Source organism: [Clostridium] aminophilum DSM 10710 (genome assembly GCF_000711825.1).
Classification (GTDB): domain Bacteria; phylum Bacillota; class Clostridia; order Lachnospirales; family Lachnospiraceae; genus Clostridium_R; species Clostridium_R aminophilum.
Map to the genome: position 1 here is coordinate 82,615 of NZ_JONJ01000014.1, position 17,097 is coordinate 99,711.

At 53.2% G+C, this 17,097-nt stretch carries 15 protein-coding genes; all 15 read left to right on the forward strand.

Annotated elements, in window-relative coordinates:
• Positions 1–75 precede the first annotated feature (75 nt).
• The 15 genes from BR86_RS0110890 (at position 76) to BR86_RS0110960 (ending at position 16,696) form a co-directional block, all read left to right on the forward strand.
• The gene (locus BR86_RS0110890; protein ID WP_031473841.1) at positions 76–1,449 is read left to right on the forward strand and encodes an ABC transporter permease; all 1,374 of its coding nucleotides are present in this window, start codon (positions 76–78) and stop codon (positions 1,447–1,449) included.
• A 543-nt stretch (positions 1,450–1,992) separates the two neighbouring features.
• Positions 1,993–3,246, forward strand: coding sequence for an argininosuccinate synthase (locus BR86_RS0110895; protein ID WP_031473843.1), 1,254 nt, complete (start codon positions 1,993–1,995; stop codon positions 3,244–3,246).
• A gap of 27 nt (positions 3,247–3,273) precedes the next feature.
• Positions 3,274–4,668 (forward strand): argininosuccinate lyase, encoded by a 1,395-nt coding sequence (gene argH, locus BR86_RS0110900; protein WP_031473845.1) that lies wholly within the window; start codon positions 3,274–3,276, stop codon positions 4,666–4,668.
• Between the two features lie 33 nt (positions 4,669–4,701).
• Positions 4,702–5,640: an N-acetyl-gamma-glutamyl-phosphate reductase gene (gene argC, locus BR86_RS0110905; RefSeq protein WP_031473847.1), complete on the forward strand. Its 939-nt coding sequence runs from the start codon at positions 4,702–4,704 to the stop codon at positions 5,638–5,640.
• Between the two features lie 86 nt (positions 5,641–5,726).
• Positions 5,727–6,593 carry an acetylglutamate kinase gene (gene argB, locus BR86_RS0110910; RefSeq protein ID WP_031473849.1) on the forward strand — a complete coding sequence of 289 codons (867 nt, stop codon included), beginning with the start codon at positions 5,727–5,729 and terminating at the stop codon, positions 6,591–6,593.
• Between the two features lie 31 nt (positions 6,594–6,624).
• Complete coding sequence (locus tag BR86_RS0110915) at positions 6,625–7,812, forward strand: aspartate aminotransferase family protein (RefSeq protein ID WP_031473851.1); 1,188 nt, start codon at positions 6,625–6,627, stop codon at positions 7,810–7,812.
• Complete coding sequence (gene argF / locus BR86_RS0110920; protein ID WP_051684756.1) at positions 7,809–8,756, forward strand: ornithine carbamoyltransferase; 948 nt, start codon at positions 7,809–7,811, stop codon at positions 8,754–8,756. Before BR86_RS0110915 ends, argF begins: the two co-directional genes overlap by 4 nt.
• Positions 8,757–9,054: 298 nt before the next feature.
• Positions 9,055–10,440, forward strand: coding sequence for an SPFH domain-containing protein (locus BR86_RS0110930; RefSeq protein WP_031473855.1), 1,386 nt, complete (start codon positions 9,055–9,057; stop codon positions 10,438–10,440).
• A 17-nt stretch (positions 10,441–10,457) separates the two neighbouring features.
• Positions 10,458–11,612, forward strand: coding sequence for a hypothetical protein (locus BR86_RS0110935; RefSeq protein WP_051684757.1), 1,155 nt, complete (start codon positions 10,458–10,460; stop codon positions 11,610–11,612).
• Between the two features lie 280 nt (positions 11,613–11,892).
• Positions 11,893–12,573 (forward strand): redox-sensing transcriptional repressor Rex, encoded by a 681-nt coding sequence (locus BR86_RS0110940; protein ID WP_031473859.1) that lies wholly within the window; start codon positions 11,893–11,895, stop codon positions 12,571–12,573.
• Positions 12,570–12,941, forward strand: a complete 372-nt coding sequence (acpS, locus tag BR86_RS0110945) for a holo-ACP synthase (protein WP_031473861.1) — start codon at positions 12,570–12,572, stop codon at positions 12,939–12,941. Before BR86_RS0110940 ends, acpS begins: the two co-directional genes overlap by 4 nt.
• A complete protein-coding gene (locus tag BR86_RS0110950; RefSeq protein WP_031473863.1) occupies positions 12,938–14,470 on the forward strand; it encodes a bifunctional ADP-dependent NAD(P)H-hydrate dehydratase/NAD(P)H-hydrate epimerase in 1,533 nt (510 codons plus the stop codon). The genes acpS and BR86_RS0110950 overlap by 4 nt, the downstream gene beginning before the upstream one ends.
• Before the next feature lie 37 nt (positions 14,471–14,507).
• Entirely contained in the window at positions 14,508–15,134 is a 627-nt protein-coding gene (locus BR86_RS15275) for a DUF21 domain-containing protein (protein WP_051684759.1), read from the forward strand.
• The gene (locus BR86_RS15280; protein ID WP_051684760.1) at positions 15,083–15,865 is read left to right on the forward strand and encodes a hemolysin family protein; all 783 of its coding nucleotides are present in this window, start codon (positions 15,083–15,085) and stop codon (positions 15,863–15,865) included. Before BR86_RS15275 ends, BR86_RS15280 begins: the two co-directional genes overlap by 52 nt.
• A gap of 90 nt (positions 15,866–15,955) precedes the next feature.
• A complete protein-coding gene (locus BR86_RS0110960) occupies positions 15,956–16,696 on the forward strand; it encodes a YebC/PmpR family DNA-binding transcriptional regulator (protein ID WP_031473865.1) in 741 nt (246 codons plus the stop codon).
• Positions 16,697–17,097: the final 401 nt, after the last annotated feature.

Sequence of the window (17,097 nt, forward strand, 5' to 3'; positions counted from 1 at the left end):
CAGGCACAGGTACAGAAACAGGTACAGCGGCAGAGATAACCGCCGGTGAAGGAGAAGAAAGGAGGCTGCAGAGAAATGAGTTTTCGGGATCTTTTGAAAATCAGTCTCGGCAGCCTCAGCAGACGGCGCCTGAGGACATTTCTCACGGTGCTCGGCGTCTTTATCGGCGTGACGTCCATTGTGGTCATGCTGAGCCTTGGAATCGGACTGAAGCAGTTTTTTATGTCCTCTGTCGAACAGCTCGGAAGTCTGACGCAGATTACCGTCTATAATTACGGGGACGCGACGCAGGACAAGAATGCGGAGTCAAAGTTTCTGACGGACGAGAAGGTGGACAGTTTTCGTTCTATTCCGCATGTTCAGGATGCCTATCCGGTTCTTGAGACCAGCGTTCTGATGAAACAGGGACCGTATGAGGCAAATGTCACCCTGACCGGAATTCCGATCCGGGCCATGCAATCCATCCAACTTCGGGAGGGAACGTATCCGAAGGAGTCGGATAACGGTGTGAAGCTTCTGGTCGGCAATATGGTCGGAACCAGTTTCTTTGATCCGAAAGCGTCGAACCGGTATGACTTTGATATGGACGGTATGGAACAGAAGGTTGATTTTCATCTGCCGATGTTTACCATATTCGATACAGACTCTTATTATGCGGCGAAGAATCCGGCATCCGGAGACGACGGGACCAAACCGACCGCACCGAAAAAATACATTCTGGACACGGTTGGTTACATTGAAGGCAAAGAGGGTTCCTGGAACCGATACAGTTACAGCGTGATCACGGATCTGGATCAGCTGAAAGCGCAGCTTCGGAAAATATACCGAAAACGGGCGATTCCGGGGCAGCCGACGAACAAAAAGGGAAAGCCTTACCGCTACTTTATTTACAATGAGGCGAGAGTCGACGTCGATGATATGGAGGAAGTTGAGATCGTCCAGAAGACGCTGCAGGATATGGGATATCAGGCGACAAGCCAGATGGAATATCTGAAGCAGACACAACAGACTTCAAACATGATTCAGGCAGTTCTCGGCGGAATCGGAGCGGTATCGCTTCTCGTTGCCGCCATCGGCATAGCCAATACGATGATGATGTCGATCTATGAGAGAACCAGAGAGATCGGCATCATGAAAGTTCTCGGATGCGATATGCGCGACATCCGCAGCATGTTTCTGATCGAGGCAGGTCTCATCGGCCTGTTGGGCGGAGTATTCGGTCTGGTATTCAGCTATGGGATTTCCGTGGTGATCAACCGACTTCTGGGCGGTGCGATCGCCGGGAGTGAGTTTGGAGGAGATACGGCGTCCGTTGCCATATCGGTCATCCCGATCTGGCTTGCGGCAGCAGCCCTCCTGTTTGCTGTTCTTGTCGGAATGGCAGCGGGCTTCTTCCCGGCTCAGCGGGCAATGAAGCTCAGTCCGCTCAGCGCTATCCGCAATGACTAACGGAATAAATAAAATCAAATGATGGATCTCCGGATCCGGCTGTCAGAGGCCGGATCCGGAGATTTTTTGTGGTATAAGAAAGTGCTTCACACTTTCCCATACCGCATAAGCTCTCCGCGAGGATGTGCACGTCCCGCGAAAAAAAAAGTATCATCTGCGCTTGCGATCATAAAAATGGGTGTAGAATCAGAATGTGAGGCTCCATGAAAGCGGGTTATAGCCGACATAAAAATGATGTATAATAATACATAAAACACCAAAATATGCAATGTTTTGTGAATATTACATCGCGGCCGGATTCTCGTCATAATGTCTATATATGCATCAAAAATGGATAATAACACCTAATAAGTGCATAAAGATGTAATAATATGCAATAAATATGCAAAATGTGGTTGCATAATATTCAATGAGGCGATATAATCGGTTCAACTTCAGGAGAAATCACCCGGAGGAATTGTATGGCGGGACCCGATAACTCCAGGTAAGAATGGAGCGGGGCGCACACCGGAACTCAATATCATGACAGGGAGGATACAGACTATGGCAGAGAAAAAGTATAACAAAATCGTGCTTGCATATTCCGGAGGACTTGACACATCGGTTCTTATTCCGTGGCTGAAAGAGCATTACGGTGCTGAGATCATTGCGGTATCGGCGGATGTCGGTCAGGGAGCGGAGCTGGACGGACTGGAAGAAAAGGCAAAGAAAACCGGCGCTTCCAAGCTTTATATCCTCGATCTGAAGAAAGAGTTTGCGGAAGAGTACATTGTTCCGACCATTAAGGCCGGCGGCGAATACGAGAAATACCTTCTCGGAACATCCTTCGCCCGTCCGATCATCGCAAAGAGAATTGTCGAGATCGCAAAGAAAGAGGGTGCGGACGCCATTGCCCACGGATGTACCGGAAAGGGCAACGATCAGGTTCGATTTGAACTTGCGATCAAGCACTTTGCTCCGGCCATGGATGTCATTGCACCGTGGCGTTTCTGGGAGCTGGATTCCCGTGAGAAGGAGATCGAATATGCGGAAGCACACAACATTCCGCTGAAGATCAGCAAGGAGACCAACTATTCCAAGGACAAGAATCTTTGGCATCTGAGCCATGAAGGTCTGGATCTGGAAGACCCGGCGAACGAGGCTCCGATCAATAAAGAGGGATTCCTGGAACTCGGCGTTTCTCCGGAAAATGCCCCGGACAAGGCTACCTACGTGGAGATCCATTTTGAGAAGGGTGTGCCGACTGCGGCGGACGGCAAGGAGATGGATGCGCTCAGCCTGATCGAGTATCTGAACGGTATCGGCGGAGCAAACGGAATCGGCATTCTGGATATCGTCGAGAACCGTCTGGTCGGAATGAAGAGCCGCGGCGTATATGAGACTCCGGGCGGAACCATTCTCTATGCGGCACACAGCAAACTGGAAGAGATCACACTGGACAAGGAAACCTCCCACTTCAAGGCGATTGCGGCACAGAAGTTCGGCGAGCTTGTCTACAACGGTCAGTGGTACACACCGCTTCGCAAGGCGCTGAGCGCTTTCGTGGATTCCACACAGGAGACCGTTACCGGCGACGTGAAGCTGAAACTGTACAAGGGCAACATTATCCCGGCTTCCGTGACCAGTCCGTACAGTCTGTATTCCTCCGGAATGGCAACCTTTGATGAGGACGACTGCTACAATCAGGCAGATTCGGCAGGATTCATCAATCTTTACGGCCTTCCGCTTAAGGTTCGCGCACTGAATGACGCAGAACTTGCGGCAAAGACCGGAAAGCATTTCCCGGACGTGGAATAATTTTAGGGCAGGAAGTGAGGACATCAGATGGCAAAAATGTGGGCTGGACGGTTCAGCAAGACAACCGATAAGACTGTGGATGATTTCAATTCATCCCTTCCGTTTGACAACCGTCTTTATCGGGAGGATATCACCGGTTCGACGGCACATGCGAAGATGCTCGGAAAGCAGGGAATCATCCCGCAGGACGAGGCGGACCGCATCGTGAAGGAACTCGGTGTGATTCTGAAAGAGATCGAAGAGGGAAAGATTGCATTTTCCGATGATGCGGAAGATATTCATATGTTTGTGGAACAGATTCTGACCGAGCGGATCGGCGACGCGGGAAAGCGTCTTCACACCTCGAGATCCAGAAATGATCAGGTCGCACTGGACATGAGACTGTACGTCAAAAAAGAGATCCGGAACATTCACGCCCTGATCCTCGACATGATGCAGGCATTGAACGATTCCGCCGGAAAGCACACGGAGACGGTGATGCCGGGATACACGCACCTTCAGAGGGCGCAGCCGGTCACTTTCGGCCATTATATGATGGCTTACGCGAATATGCTGAAAAGGGATGTGAAGCGACTGGAGAACACCTATGAGCTGATGGATGAAATGCCTCTCGGCTCGGGTGCTCTGGCCGGCACGACCTATCCGATCGACCGTGATTATGTCCGGGAGCAGCTCGGATTTGCCGCTGTGACCGATAATTCTCTGGACGGTGTTTCGGACCGCGATTACTGCATCGAGCTCTGCTCGGACCTGTCGATTCTGATGATGCACCTTTCCCGCCTGTCCGAGGAGATCATCCTCTGGTGTTCCTGGGAATTCAAGTTTATCGAACTGGATGACGCATTTTCCACCGGAAGCTCCATCATGCCGCAGAAAAAGAACCCGGATGTGTGCGAGCTGATCCGCGGCAAGACCGGAAGAGTGTACGGCGCGCTGATGACGTGCCTGACCTTCCTGAAGGGTCTTCCGCTTGCCTACAATAAAGATATGCAGGAAGACAAGGAAGCGGTGTTCGATGCCATTGACACGGTGAAAATGTGTCTGAAGGTTCTGAAACCGATGTTCGAGACCATGACCGTTCTTCCGGAGAATATGAAGAAAGCCGCCAGCCGCGGATTCATCAATGCGACGGACTGTGCGGACTATCTCACCAAAAAAGGCGTTCCGTTCCGCGATGCATACCATATCACCGGACAGCTTGTCGGCGAGTGTGTAAAGAAGGAAAAGGGACTGGGCGACCTGACACTCGAAGAATTCCGTCAGCACTCCGAGCTGTTCGAGGAGGATGTCTACCACGCCATTGATCTTTCCACCTGTGTGAAGGGGAGAAAGTCATTCGGCGGACCGGCACCGGAGGAAGTTGAGCGGCAGATCGGCGTGATCGGATCATTTATCGAGGCGCACCGGGCGTTTGAATCTTAACCGAAGAATAAAGCAGAAGAAAGGCGGTATCCTATGGCAAAACCTCTTGTATACATCGATGGACAATCCGGAACAACGGGACTTCAGATAGCGGACAGACTGGGCAGCAGAACTGATATTGAGCTTTTGAAGATTTCGGATGAGAAGCACCGGGATGTGGAAGAGAGAAAGAGAATCATGAATGAGGCGGATATCGTTTTCTTCTGCCTTCCGGATGATGCGGCGAAGGAGGCCGCGGAACTCGTGGTGAATCCGAAGACACGCATCATCGATGCGGCGACCGTTCACCGTGTTGCCCCCGGCTGGGACTACGGTATTCCGGAACTCTCCCCTGAGAAAAGAGCGGCGATTGCGGCATCGAAGCGGGTGGCGAATCCGGGATGTCACGCCTCCGGTTTTGTGATTCCGGTCTATGCATTGGTGGAAACGGGTGTGATCCCGAAAGACCTTCCGCTGACCGCATTTTCCCTGACCGGATACTCCGGCGGCGGAAAGAAGATGATAGCGGAGTATGAGGACGAAGGCCGTCCGGCAGAGCTGTCAAGCCCGAGAATTTACGGACTGACACTCAAACACAAGCACATTCCGGAAATGCAGAAGATCTGCGGACTGACCCATGCGCCGGTATTCCTTCCGGTAGTGGATGATTACTACAAAGGAATGGCGGTCACAATCATGTTCCACAACAGTCAGCTGAACGGCGTAACGAGCGCGCAGGATGTTCAGAAGAAACTGGCGGAGTGGTATGCGGATGCAGCGATGGTGCAGGTGCACGAGTTTGGATATGACGGCATGATCGCGGCCAACACTCTTGCCGGAAGTGACAAAATGCAGCTGATCGTGAACGGCCACGAGGATCAGACCATTGTGACCGCACTGTTTGACAATCTTGGAAAGGGAGCCAGCGGTTCCGCTGTTCAGAACATGAATATCATGCTCGGCTTCAACGAGACAGCCGGACTGAACGTGTGATGGTGCCGGAAATCACGTAACGGCATTCACGTGAAGGTATTCACAGAGAAAATGACAGGAACCGAAATGAGACAGGAGGAAAAGAAATGACCATTATGCCGGAAGAGAGAGCAAAGATACTGGTTGAGGCGCTTCCGTATATTCAGGAATATACCGGACAGATCATTGTTGTAAAATACGGCGGAAACGCCATGACAAGCGAAGAACTGAAGCAGGATGTCATCAAGGACATCGTCCTTCTGAACATGCTGGGTATTCATGTCGTTCTCGTGCACGGGGGCGGCCCGGAAATTTCTGCGATGCTGAAGAAGATCGGACATGAGTCGAAGTTCATCAACGGACTCCGATACACCGATCAGGTGACCATGGACATTGTTCAGCAGATTCTCTGCGGAAAAGTCAATAAGAATCTGGTCAGCCTTCTGGACAAGGCAGGCGGCCACGGCGTGGGTCTCGGCGGCATGGACGGCGGTCTCTTCCGCGCAGTGAAGAAGGTGGATCCGGACGGAACCGACTACGGCCAGGTCGGCGATATTGTGGAGGTTCATCCGGAGATTGTGACCGATCTTCTGGCAAAGGGCTATATTCCGGTTGTGTCTTCGGTAGCCGCGGGCATGAATGATGACGAGAATTTCAATATCAATGCCGATACCGCAGCGGAAAAGCTTGCCGTTGCACTCCATGCAAAGAAACTCATTCTTCTCACGGATGTCAAGGGCCTTCTCCGTGACCCGAAGGACGACAGCACTCTGATCCCGGAACTGAAAGTATCGCAGGTTCCGGCGCTGATCACGCAGGGTATCATTTCCGGCGGAATGATCCCGAAAGTGGACTGCTGCGTCGAAGCGGTCCGTCAGGGTGTCGAGAGAGCCAATATTCAAGACGGCCGTGTGCCGCATTCCATCCTGATCGAGCTTCTCAGCTCCGAGGGTGTCGGAACCATGTTCTCATAAGCGCATAAGAGGGAAAAGGGGGAGAATAACGATGAGTTTTCAGGAAATCAAAGATCGCGAGGCAACCTATGTCATGCAGACTTACGGCCGTTTTCCGGTGTGCTTCGATCACGGTGACGGCGCGGTTCTCGTGGACGTCGACGGAAAAGAGTATGTGGATCTGACCAGCGGCATCGGCGTAAACTGTCTCGGCTACCACAATCCGAAGGTGACGGCGGCGGTGACGGAGCAGGCGAACAAGCTGATGCATGTCTCCAACCTTTATTATACCGAGCCGATGATCAACGCGGCGGAAAAACTGGTGAAGGCGACCGGTATGTCCCGGGTGTTCTTCGGAAACTCGGGCGCGGAGGCGAACGAGGGAATGATCAAGATTGCCCGGAAGTATTCCCATGACAAATACGGTGACGGCCGAAGCAAGATCGTGACACTGGTCAATTCCTTCCACGGGCGCACCATCACCACACTGAAGGCGACCGGTCAGGATCATTTCCACCAGAATTTCTTCCCGTTTACCGAGGGCTTCGATTATGCGGAGGCAAATGATCTCGAGGACCTGAAGAAAAAGGCCGGGAAAGATACCTGCGGTGTGATGATGGAGCTGATTCAGGGTGAATCCGGCGTCCGCCCTCTGAATGCGGACTACGTGAAGGCGGCCTGCGAGTTCTGCCGTGAAAATGATATTCTTTTTATGGTCGATGAGGTTCAGACCGGAATCGGAAGAAGCGGAGCGCTGTTCTCATTCCAGAAGTTCGGCGTTACGCCGGATGTGGTCAGCATGGCAAAGGGACTCGGCGGCGGTCTTCCCATCGGAGCGGTCATGGTCGGCGAAAAGTGTGCCGACGTTCTCGGCAAGGGGGATCACGGAAGTACCTTCGGCGGAAGCCCGATGAGCTGCGCGGCGGCGAGTGCTGTTCTGGATGTGGTCACTCAGCCGGAATTCCTTGCGGAAGTGGAGAAAAAGGGCGAATATCTGAAAGATAGCATCCTCTCGATCGGTTCTCCGGAGATTACGGATGTCCGCGGCATGGGTCTTATGCTCGGAATTGTGTTGAAGAATCCGGAAAACAGGCTTAAAATTGTAGAAGAACTTTTAAACCAGGGGGTAATGGTTCTGACAGCAGGAACAGATGTCATCCGTCTTCTTCCGCCGCTTGTCATTACCAGAGAGGAAATTGACCGCGCGGTAGCGGTTATGAAAAAGGTATTCGGATCATGAACAATCTGTTAAGACTTGTGGACTGCACTCCGGAAGAGATCACACAGATTCTCGATCTTGCGGATCAGCTGAAGTATGAGAGCAGACACGACATTGCACACACGAGATTGTCCGGAAAATCACTCGGACTGATCTTCCATACGGCGTCCACCCGAACGAGAGTTTCTTTTGAGACCGGCATTTATCAGCTGGGCGGTCAGTCACAGTATCTGTCCGCGGACGACATGCAGATTTTTAACGGGGAACCGGTTCAGGACACGGCCAGGACACTTTCCCGTTATCTGAGCGGGGTGGTCATCCGCACGAGAAAGCAGCAGGAACTGGAAGAGTTTGCGAAATACAGCACGGTACCGATCATCAACGGCATGACGGATCTCGCGCATCCGTGTCAGGTTCTGGCTGATCTCATGACCATTCGCGAAAAATACGGTGTGCTGAACGGTCTGAAAGCCGCGTATGTCGGCTCCGGCAACAATGTCTGCAATTCTTTTATCGTCGGCGCATTGAAAATGGGCATGAAGGTAAGCGTTGCGACTCCGCCGGGATACGGACCGGACAATGCTGCAAAGAATTTTGCAAAGGGCAATCCGGACTGTGAGTACTCCTATTCTCCGACGGAAGCGGTAAAGGATGCCGACGTCGTGGTGACCGGATCGCTCCTTCCGCCGGGGGAGAAGGCCTCCACTGTTCAGATGCAGAAAGTCTTCCGCGGATTTACCGTCAGCGAGCATATGCTTTCCGCCGCAAAACCGGATGTGCTGCTTCAGCACAGTCTGCCGGCCAACCGCGGATTTGAGATCACGGAAGAGACCTTTGAGAAACATTCGGAAGAGATCTTTGAGGAGGCGGAGAACCGCCTTCACGTGCAGAAGGCCGTGATGGTTCTTCTGATGGGACGGGGAGCCGGAAAATCCGAGCCGATGAAGAAAGAAAAATTCGAGTAATGTGAGAAGCAGGTGTCCGAATCATCATCGGGCATCTGCTTTTTTTATTTCACAGGAAATTTCTCCGAAATTCCCTATGAAACAATAACGCTCCGTGAGGATGCACACGACGCTGAGCGGAAGCGCGCCGCCACGATCTATTTGTCAGAAAATATTCAGGATATGAACATGGAGTTTTTGGAAAAATAGAGTACAATTAATCTGTCACATGGCAAATGCGGGAAATAACTGTGTCTGTCATAAAAAATTCCGGAGAAAGAACATTAAAGAGAACGGCAGAAGGAAGAGGAGGACCGATATGGGACTGATTCAGGTTGCAGCTGCTTCAGCGGGAACGGTGTTGGCAGACCAGTGGAAAGAGTATTTTTACTGTCCGTCACTTGACAACGATACATTAGCGGTAAAGGGACAGGTCAGACAGCAGAAGAGGGCATTCAACACAAAACGAACCGATAATATCATTTCGCAGGGATCCATTGTCACGGTCAATGACGGTCAGTGCATGATCATCGTCGATCAGGGCGAGATTGTGGAGATCTGTGCGGAGCCGGGCGCGTTTCAGTATGATCAGTCCACGGAGCCGAGTATCTTTTACGGTAATCTGAAAGAGAGCGTCAGGGAAAGCTTTCGACGCTTCGCGCACCGCGTCGGCTTCGGCGGCGATACGGGGAACGATCAGAGAGTGTACTATTTCAACACCAAAGATATTATCGGAAACAAATACGGCACGGCGACGCCGATCCCGTTCCGCGTGGTGGACCGCAACATCGGACTGGATATGGATATCGCGATCCGTTGCCACGGAGAATATGCGTTCCGCATCACGGATCCGATCCTCTTCTACAAGAATATCTGCGGCAATGTTGAGAATGACTATACGAAAGACCGGATCGAATCCCAGATGCGCAGTGAACTTTTGACCGCGCTGCAGCCGGCATTCGCGAGAATTTCGGAGATGGGTGTCCGTTACAGTGCAGTTCCGGCGCATTCCATGGAGCTTGGCAGAGCGCTGGATCAGGAGCTGACGGAGAACTGGGGCGGACACTACGGAATCTCCATCACGGCGATCGGCGTCAATTCCATCACTGCTTCCGAGGAGGATGAGAAGACCATCAAGGAGCTGCAGAAGAATGCCGTTCTCTCCAATCCGGCGATGGCCGCGGCGCATCTGACGGCTGCGCAGGCGGACGCAATGAAAGCGGCCGCCGCCAACACATCAGCCGGACCGATGATGGCCTTTGCCGGGATGAATATGGCCAATATGGCCGGCGGGATGAATGCGGGAAGTCTGTTCGGAATGGCGGCACAGCAGCAGGCCGCGGCACAGCAGCAGGCCGCAGCACAGCAGGCAGCGGCGCAGAGCGCACCGTCCGGGGCGGCCCCCGCACCGGCAGCATCCAATGCGGCTTCCTGGGACTGTGAATGCGGGCATAAGGGGAATACCGGAAAATTCTGTTCGGAGTGCGGAAAAGAGAGACCGCAGACGGGAGAACTGTTCTGGACCTGCTCCTGCGGCGCAAAAAACAAGGGCAGATTCTGTTCCGAGTGCGGCAAGGCAAAACCGGCCGGGATACCGCAGTATCGCTGCGATAAATGCGGCTGGGAGCCGGAAGATCCGACCAGGCCGCCGAAGTTCTGCCCGAACTGCGGGGACCCGTTTGATGACGGCGATATTGTCAGATGATCGGATGAGGTAGATCAATGGATGAGACCAGAATGACGACGGAGGCTTCCGGCGGATCCCCGGATGAGGGATATGAAGAGCCGAAGGAGGCCAGACAGGTCGAAGAGTCAAATAAAAAATGTCCGCAGTGCGGAGCTCCTCTGATCTTTGATCCGAAGAGTTCCCGTCTGAAATGTGAGTTCTGCGGCTATGAAGAAGAGATAGAAGAAGATCGGGAACCGGACCGGCCGGAAGTGCTTGATTTTGAGCATTCGGAGGAAACGGCTTCCACGGACTGGGGACTGGAGACGAGAACCGTTGTCTGCCGTTCCTGCGGCGCGAGAAGTGTCTATGATGTCAATGCCATCGCGCAGGTCTGCCCGTACTGCGGAAGCACGCAGATCGTGGAAGCCGGCGATGCGGAGCAGAATGTGATGGCTCCGGGCGGCGTGATTCCGTTCGGCATCGCCCGGAAGGAGGCGGCAGGACGGTTTACAAGGTGGATCAACGGAAAACTGTTCTGCCCGACGCAGGCGAAGCAGAGCGCGCGTCCGGACGCGTTTCAGGGCGTGTATCTCCCGTACTGGTCCTTTGACGCCGATTCCCACTCAGTTTACACCGGCCGATACGGGAGAGAGCGGACCGTGCATAGCTCGGACGGAAAAAAGACACAGGTTGTGGTGGACTGGCATTCGACACGCGGCGAATTCTCCCTCCCGGTCCGGGATCAGATCGTCTGCGCATCGACTAAAAACAGTCAGGCGATGATCCGCGGGGTAGAACCGTTCCGGATGGAAGAGGCGGTGGTTTACAAGCCGGATTATCTTGCGGGATTTACGGCGGAGCGTTATACCGTCCGCATGAAGGATGCGTGGACTGAGGCAAAGGATATCCTTGAATCCAGAATGCGGAGCGAAGCGGCGGGGCGGATCCGGAGCCAGCATGTCTGTGACCGTGCGGAGGTCACCTCGATCCGGACGGATTATTCCGGGATCGGCTACCGTTATATTTTACTTCCGGTCTGGATGTCATCCTTCCGCTACGGCGATAAAGTATACCGCTTTGTGGTCAACGGACAGACGGGCCGCGTCAGCGGCGACACGCCGGTTTCGGCTCTTCGCGTCGCAGCCGCGATTCTGATCGGTCTGGCCGTTGCATTCATTCTCTACTATCTGATCAACGGCGGTTTCTGACCGAAACAGGTTATATTTCCGCTGCAAACTGTACAAAAATACGGTGCGGAGTGAATATTGCGGTGTAAATTTGTTGAAATCATATCTGATTGACAAGAATTTGACGTATGTTATAATCAAAACTGACTAATCAGAGACGAGACGAAACACGCTTCGCGCGTTTCAATTCGTGATCGCGGCAGTCGCCGGCAACGCTTGCGGGTACGGGCGCTTGCGGGGGGCCGCAAAAATCAAAGTCTGTATGTCCGGGAATGATTTTGACAGAGAGAAGGTTTTAAAAGTGGAGCAGCAGAAAACGATTTCAAAGGCGGTAATTACCAGACTTCCGCGGTATTACCGGTATCTTGGAGAACTGATCGAAGAAGGGGTTGAACGGATTTCTTCCAATGATCTCAGTGTGCGGATGAAGGTTACAGCTTCCCAGATCCGTCAGGATCTTAACAATTTCGGCGGGTTCGGGCAGCAGGGATACGGTTACAATGTAAAGTATCTGTACTCGGAGATTGCCAAGATTCTCGGAATCGACCGCCAGCACAATCTGATCATCATCGGTGCCGGGAACCTCGGACAGGCGATTGCCAATTATGCGAACTTTGAAAAACGTGGTTTTGTGCTGAAGGGAATGTTTGACGTGAACCCGCGCCTGGTGGGGCTTGTGGTCCGCGGCGTGGAAATTCGAGGAATCGATGATCTGGAAAACTTTATCCATGAGAATAACGTTCAGATCGCAGCGCTCACGATTCCGAAATCGAAAGCGGCGGAGATTGCACAGAGACTGGTGAATTCGGGCATTAAGGCAATCTGGAATTTTGCCCATGTGGATCTTCAGGTTCCGGATGATGTCGTTGTCGAGAATGTTCATTTGTCAGAGAGCCTGATGCGTCTTTCCTATCGCGTCTGTTCGCTTCAGGACAAGATGAAGCAGGAAGCCGAAACGCTTCGAGAGATGGAAAATCAATGATTGCTGGAATCGGAATCGATACAACAGAGATAGAACGTATGGAACATGCCTGCCGGAGGGAGACCTTTGTTTCGCATGTCTTTACGGAGAATGAGCGCCGACAGGCCGGGGGCAGCAGCTCGCGGCTTGCCGGCGATTTTGCGGTAAAAGAAGCGGTTTCCAAAGCGCTCGGGACCGGATTTCGGAACTTCGGACCGACGGACATCGAGGCACTCCGCGATGAACTCGGCGCACCGTACTGCGTTCTCTACGGAAAAGCAAAGGAACGCGCGGACAGCCTCGGTATCGTCCGGATTCATGTTTCTATTACCAATACAAAGACGGAGGCGACTGCGTTTGCGGTCGCGGAAAGGCAGGATCAGCCATGAGACATCTTGTTACCGGTGCTCAGATGAAAGAAATTGACGCGCATGCGATCCGCGAAATCGGAATCCCTTCGCTGGTTTTGATGGAGCGGGCCGCGCTTTCCTGCTGTGACTGTGCGGAGAAGACATTTCCGGAATGTTTCCGCAGAGAGCGGAAACAGCCGCTTCTGATTCTGGCGGGAACCGGCAATAACGGTGCGGACGGTGTGGCGATGGCCCGAATCTGGACGCTTCGGGGATATGAGACCGCCATCGTCACGGTGGGCGATCCGTCAAGGTATACCCCGGAGATGCAGGAACAGCTGGACATTGCGGACCGGCTTGGCATTCCGGTTACCGCGTGGAATGATTTTGAGGGCGGAGAATTTATCCTTGCCGTGGATGCGCTCTTCGGCGTCGGTCTTTCCCGGAATGTGGAGGGAGACTTTGCGGATGCGGTCTCGTACCTGAACGCGAGAAACAGCGGGACGGTTGTCGCGGTGGATCTTCCGAGCGGCGTGGACAGCAGAACCGGAGCCATACTCGGCAGTGCGGTCCGCGCGGATCTGACCGTCACCTTCGGACTTGAGAAGACCGGTATGGTGTTCTATCCGGGGCACGGACTCTGCGGACGGATCGAGATCGCGGACATCGGATTCCCGGAATATAACGGATATTCCGGCGACCGCTTCTTTGCATACGATGCGGAGGATCTTCACCGGATCCCGCCGAGAAAAGCGGATTCGCACAAGGGAACCTACGGTAAGGTTCTGATCGCGGCAGGCTCGGAGGGAATGTGCGGAGCAGCATATTTTGCGGCGCTTGCGGCGTACCGGACCGGTGCGGGACTTGTTCGCCTCTTTACGGTGCGGGCCAATGTGCCGGTTCTTCAGACCCTTCTTCCGGAGGCGATCATTACCGCTTACGATCCGGAAGAGGCGATGGAGGAACCGGAAAACTTCCGGAAGATGGCGGAAGAAGCCTGCGAGTGGGCATCCGTGATCGTCCTCGGCCCGGGGCTCGGGACCGGAAGACATGTGGAGAAGCTTCTTCAGCACATTCTTCTGAGCGCGTATGTTCCGATTATTCTTGACGCCGACGGACTGAATGCGGTGGCGGAATATCCGCACCTTGCCGGGTATTTTACGGAAAATGTCATCATTACGCCCCATATCGGCGAGATGACGCGACTTACCGATCTGGATGCTGCGGAGATCAAGCGGGATCCGGTCAAATGTGCGAAAGAGTACAGTGAGGAGCACGGCGTAATCTGCGTACTGAAGGATTCCGTGACGGTGGTTGCCCGGCATGACGGAAATGTATTTCTCGGCGACAGCGGCAGCGGGGCCATGGCGAAGGGAGGCAGCGGCGATGTGCTTGCGGGAACCATCGCGGGGCTGGCGGCGCTTGACCTCGAACTTGACGATGCCGCCTGCCTTGGAGTATATATACACGGAAAAGCCGGAACACTTGCCGGAATCGAAAAGGGAGAGCACTCGGTGCTTGCCACGGAGATAGCGGACCGGCTGATGAGATCATTTACTGCTTCATGAGAACTTCATGAGGATGTTTTAAAGGACGGGAAGAGAAATGGACATACACCAATATTGGCCGGTCGGAATTCTGACGATTTGTGCGGTGAGCAGTATATTAGCGGTATTCTACGGCTTCGGGTCGGCGATCCAGAATCTGAATCAGACGGAACTGGAAGATCAGAGTGAAGACGGGGATCCGGATGCGAAAGCGCTCATGGAACTCATCGATGAGCCGAAAGGCTTCATTTCATCCCTTCACCTGATGGAGCAGATCCTGTGCATGGCGGAGGGTGTGATCGGTTATCTGCTGCTTCGGGAGCTTCCGGGGGCTGCGATTCCGGCGGTGATTCTCGGAACGGCGCTGTTCACGGTTGTGTTCGGCATTGTCATTCCACGGAAAAGGGGCGCGGATTATCCGGAGGGCTGGGCGAAACGCTTTCTTCATCCGGTCACCGCGGTGATCACGATTCTCTCACCGTTGCGCGCGATTATCCGGTGGCTGTCGTATCCGCTTCTTCGCCTGATCGGCACTGATCCGGCGGTGGATCACGAGCAGGTCACCCGCGATGATCTGAAATATCTGGTGACAGAGGGACATGAAAACGGCGTATTAAAGGCACAGGAGCCGAGATGGTTAATAATGTGTTTGAACTCGGCAAAAAATCCGCCGGTGATATCATGACGCACCGTTCCGGCATCGTGGCGCTGGACGGGGAAATGATTCTTCATGACGCCGTGGATTTCATTCTAAATGAGGCGGCAAATTCCCGGTTTCCGGTGTATCTCGATACCATCGACCGCATCATCGGTGTGATCCATATCCGCGATGTGCTGCAATTTTCGGAGGAGGACGGAAACCGTCAGAAAAAACTGAAGGAGTTGAAAGGACTGATCCGGGAACCGTATTTTATCCCCGAGATCGCCAGCATTGACCAGCTCTTTCATCAGATGCAGACCAGAAAGGTGCATATGGCGGTCGTGATCGATGAGTACGGACAGACGGCCGGACTGATCACCATGGAGGATATCCTCGAAGAGATCGTCGGAAACATCGAAGACGAGTACGACGAGGATGAGCAGAGAATTACCCGGAGATCGGACGGGAGCTTTCTTCTCGTCGGCGATACGCCGCTGGAAGATGTGGCCCGCGCATTGGATATTGAATTTGACGGGAAGACGCTCGAGTCCTTCGAGACGATCAGCGGTTATCTGATCGGTCAGCTCGGCCGCATTCCGGAGGAACATGAAAAACCGATTATCCGGTCCTGCGGTTGGACTTTCCGTGTCCGCGATGTGCGCCGCAGAACGCTTCATCTGATCTACGCCCAGAAACCGGGGGCAAATGCGGCCGCAGGCAGTGCGCAGCCGGCGGAGCCCGCCGCGGAAAGTCAGTCTGCAAATACAGTGAAATAACCGCTTGTCAGGACCGGAACCGAGTGTTAAAATATTTGATTGTTAAGTTTCCTAACATGGAACAAAGAAAAAATACAGAGGAGTGCTGTTATGTCAGGACATTCAAAATTTGCGAATATCAAACACAAAAAAGAGAAAAACGATGCGGCTAAGGGAAAAATCTTCACTGTCATCGGACGTGAGATCGCCGTTGCAGTAAAAGAAGGCGGAGCAGACCCGGCAAACAACAGCAAGCTCCGTGATGTCATTGCGAAGGCAAAGGCGGCAAACATGCCGAACGACACCATTGACCGTGGTATCAAGAAAGCGGCCGGTGATGCGGCATCCGTAAACTACGAGAACCTGGTATATGAGGGTTACGGTCCGGCAGGCGTTGCGATCATCGTTGAGACTCTGACCGACAACAAGAACCGTACCGCGGCAAACGTTCGCGCGGCATTCTCCAAGGGCGACGGCAATGTCGGCGCACAGGGAAGCGTTTCCTTCATGTTTGACCGCAAGGGTCAGATCATCATCGACAAGGAAGAGTGCGAGATGGATGCGGACGAGCTCATGATGCTCGCTCTCGACGCAGGTGCAGAGGACTTCACCGAGAATGAGGATGATTTCGAAGTGATCACCGATCCGGAGAATTTCTCCGAGGTTCGCGAGGCACTTGAGAAGGAAGGCATCGCGATGGTGGAAGCAGACATCACCATGATTCCGCAGACCTGGGTCAATGTCTCCGACGAGGATGCAAAGAAGAAGCTCAACCGTATTCTGGATCTTCTGGATGAGGACGACGACGTTCAGGCCGTTCACAACAACTGGGAGAACGCAGACGAGGATTGATTTTTTTCCGGAGGCGGTATATAATACCGAATGCCTGAAGGAAATGCGAAAAACGCATTTCAATATATCACTGAAATCGCAGATGAGGATTAGTGTTCATACGAACGGCAAAGAGAGGAGCGCCCGGATTCCGGTGCTGAAAGCGCTCTGCCGGGACAGGTTCACGGCCACCTCGGAGAGACTCCAATAAAGTCCGGTGATTCCGTTATCATCACAATGAGAGACCGCATTTTTTGCGGTAATCAGGGTGGAACCGCGTATCTTACGTCCCTGGTCCGATCGGGAGATCGGATCGGGGATTTTTTTGTTTCATAGCTTCCTGTAACATTTAAAGTGTGGATAGAAGTGTAAATTTATAGAAAAAGAAAGATACCTCAGATAAACTGTAATTGCTGACCCTA

What these genes read in the sequence shown, in the direction of transcription:
- BR86_RS0110935 (WP_051684757.1), top strand. Translation starts at nt 10,458, where the DNA reads ATGGATGAGACCAGAATGACGACGGAGGCTTCCGGCGGATCCCCGGAT.
- BR86_RS0110890 (WP_031473841.1), top strand. Translation starts at nt 76, where the DNA reads ATGAGTTTTCGGGATCTTTTGAAAATCAGTCTCGGCAGCCTCAGCAGA.
- acpS (WP_031473861.1), top strand. Translation starts at nt 12,570, where the DNA reads ATGATTGCTGGAATCGGAATCGATACAACAGAGATAGAACGTATGGAA.
- argF (WP_051684756.1), top strand. Translation starts at nt 7,809, where the DNA reads ATGAACAATCTGTTAAGACTTGTGGACTGCACTCCGGAAGAGATCACA.
- BR86_RS15275 (WP_051684759.1), top strand. Translation starts at nt 14,508, where the DNA reads ATGGACATACACCAATATTGGCCGGTCGGAATTCTGACGATTTGTGCG.
- BR86_RS0110960 (WP_031473865.1), top strand. Translation starts at nt 15,956, where the DNA reads ATGTCAGGACATTCAAAATTTGCGAATATCAAACACAAAAAAGAGAAA.
- BR86_RS0110895 (WP_031473843.1), top strand. Translation starts at nt 1,993, where the DNA reads ATGGCAGAGAAAAAGTATAACAAAATCGTGCTTGCATATTCCGGAGGA.
- argC (WP_031473847.1), top strand. Translation starts at nt 4,702, where the DNA reads ATGGCAAAACCTCTTGTATACATCGATGGACAATCCGGAACAACGGGA.
- argB (WP_031473849.1), top strand. Translation starts at nt 5,727, where the DNA reads ATGACCATTATGCCGGAAGAGAGAGCAAAGATACTGGTTGAGGCGCTT.
- BR86_RS0110950 (WP_031473863.1), top strand. Translation starts at nt 12,938, where the DNA reads ATGAGACATCTTGTTACCGGTGCTCAGATGAAAGAAATTGACGCGCAT.
- BR86_RS0110915 (WP_031473851.1), top strand. Translation starts at nt 6,625, where the DNA reads ATGAGTTTTCAGGAAATCAAAGATCGCGAGGCAACCTATGTCATGCAG.
- BR86_RS15280 (WP_051684760.1), top strand. Translation starts at nt 15,083, where the DNA reads ATGGTTAATAATGTGTTTGAACTCGGCAAAAAATCCGCCGGTGATATC.
- argH (WP_031473845.1), top strand. Translation starts at nt 3,274, where the DNA reads ATGGCAAAAATGTGGGCTGGACGGTTCAGCAAGACAACCGATAAGACT.
- BR86_RS0110930 (WP_031473855.1), top strand. Translation starts at nt 9,055, where the DNA reads ATGGGACTGATTCAGGTTGCAGCTGCTTCAGCGGGAACGGTGTTGGCA.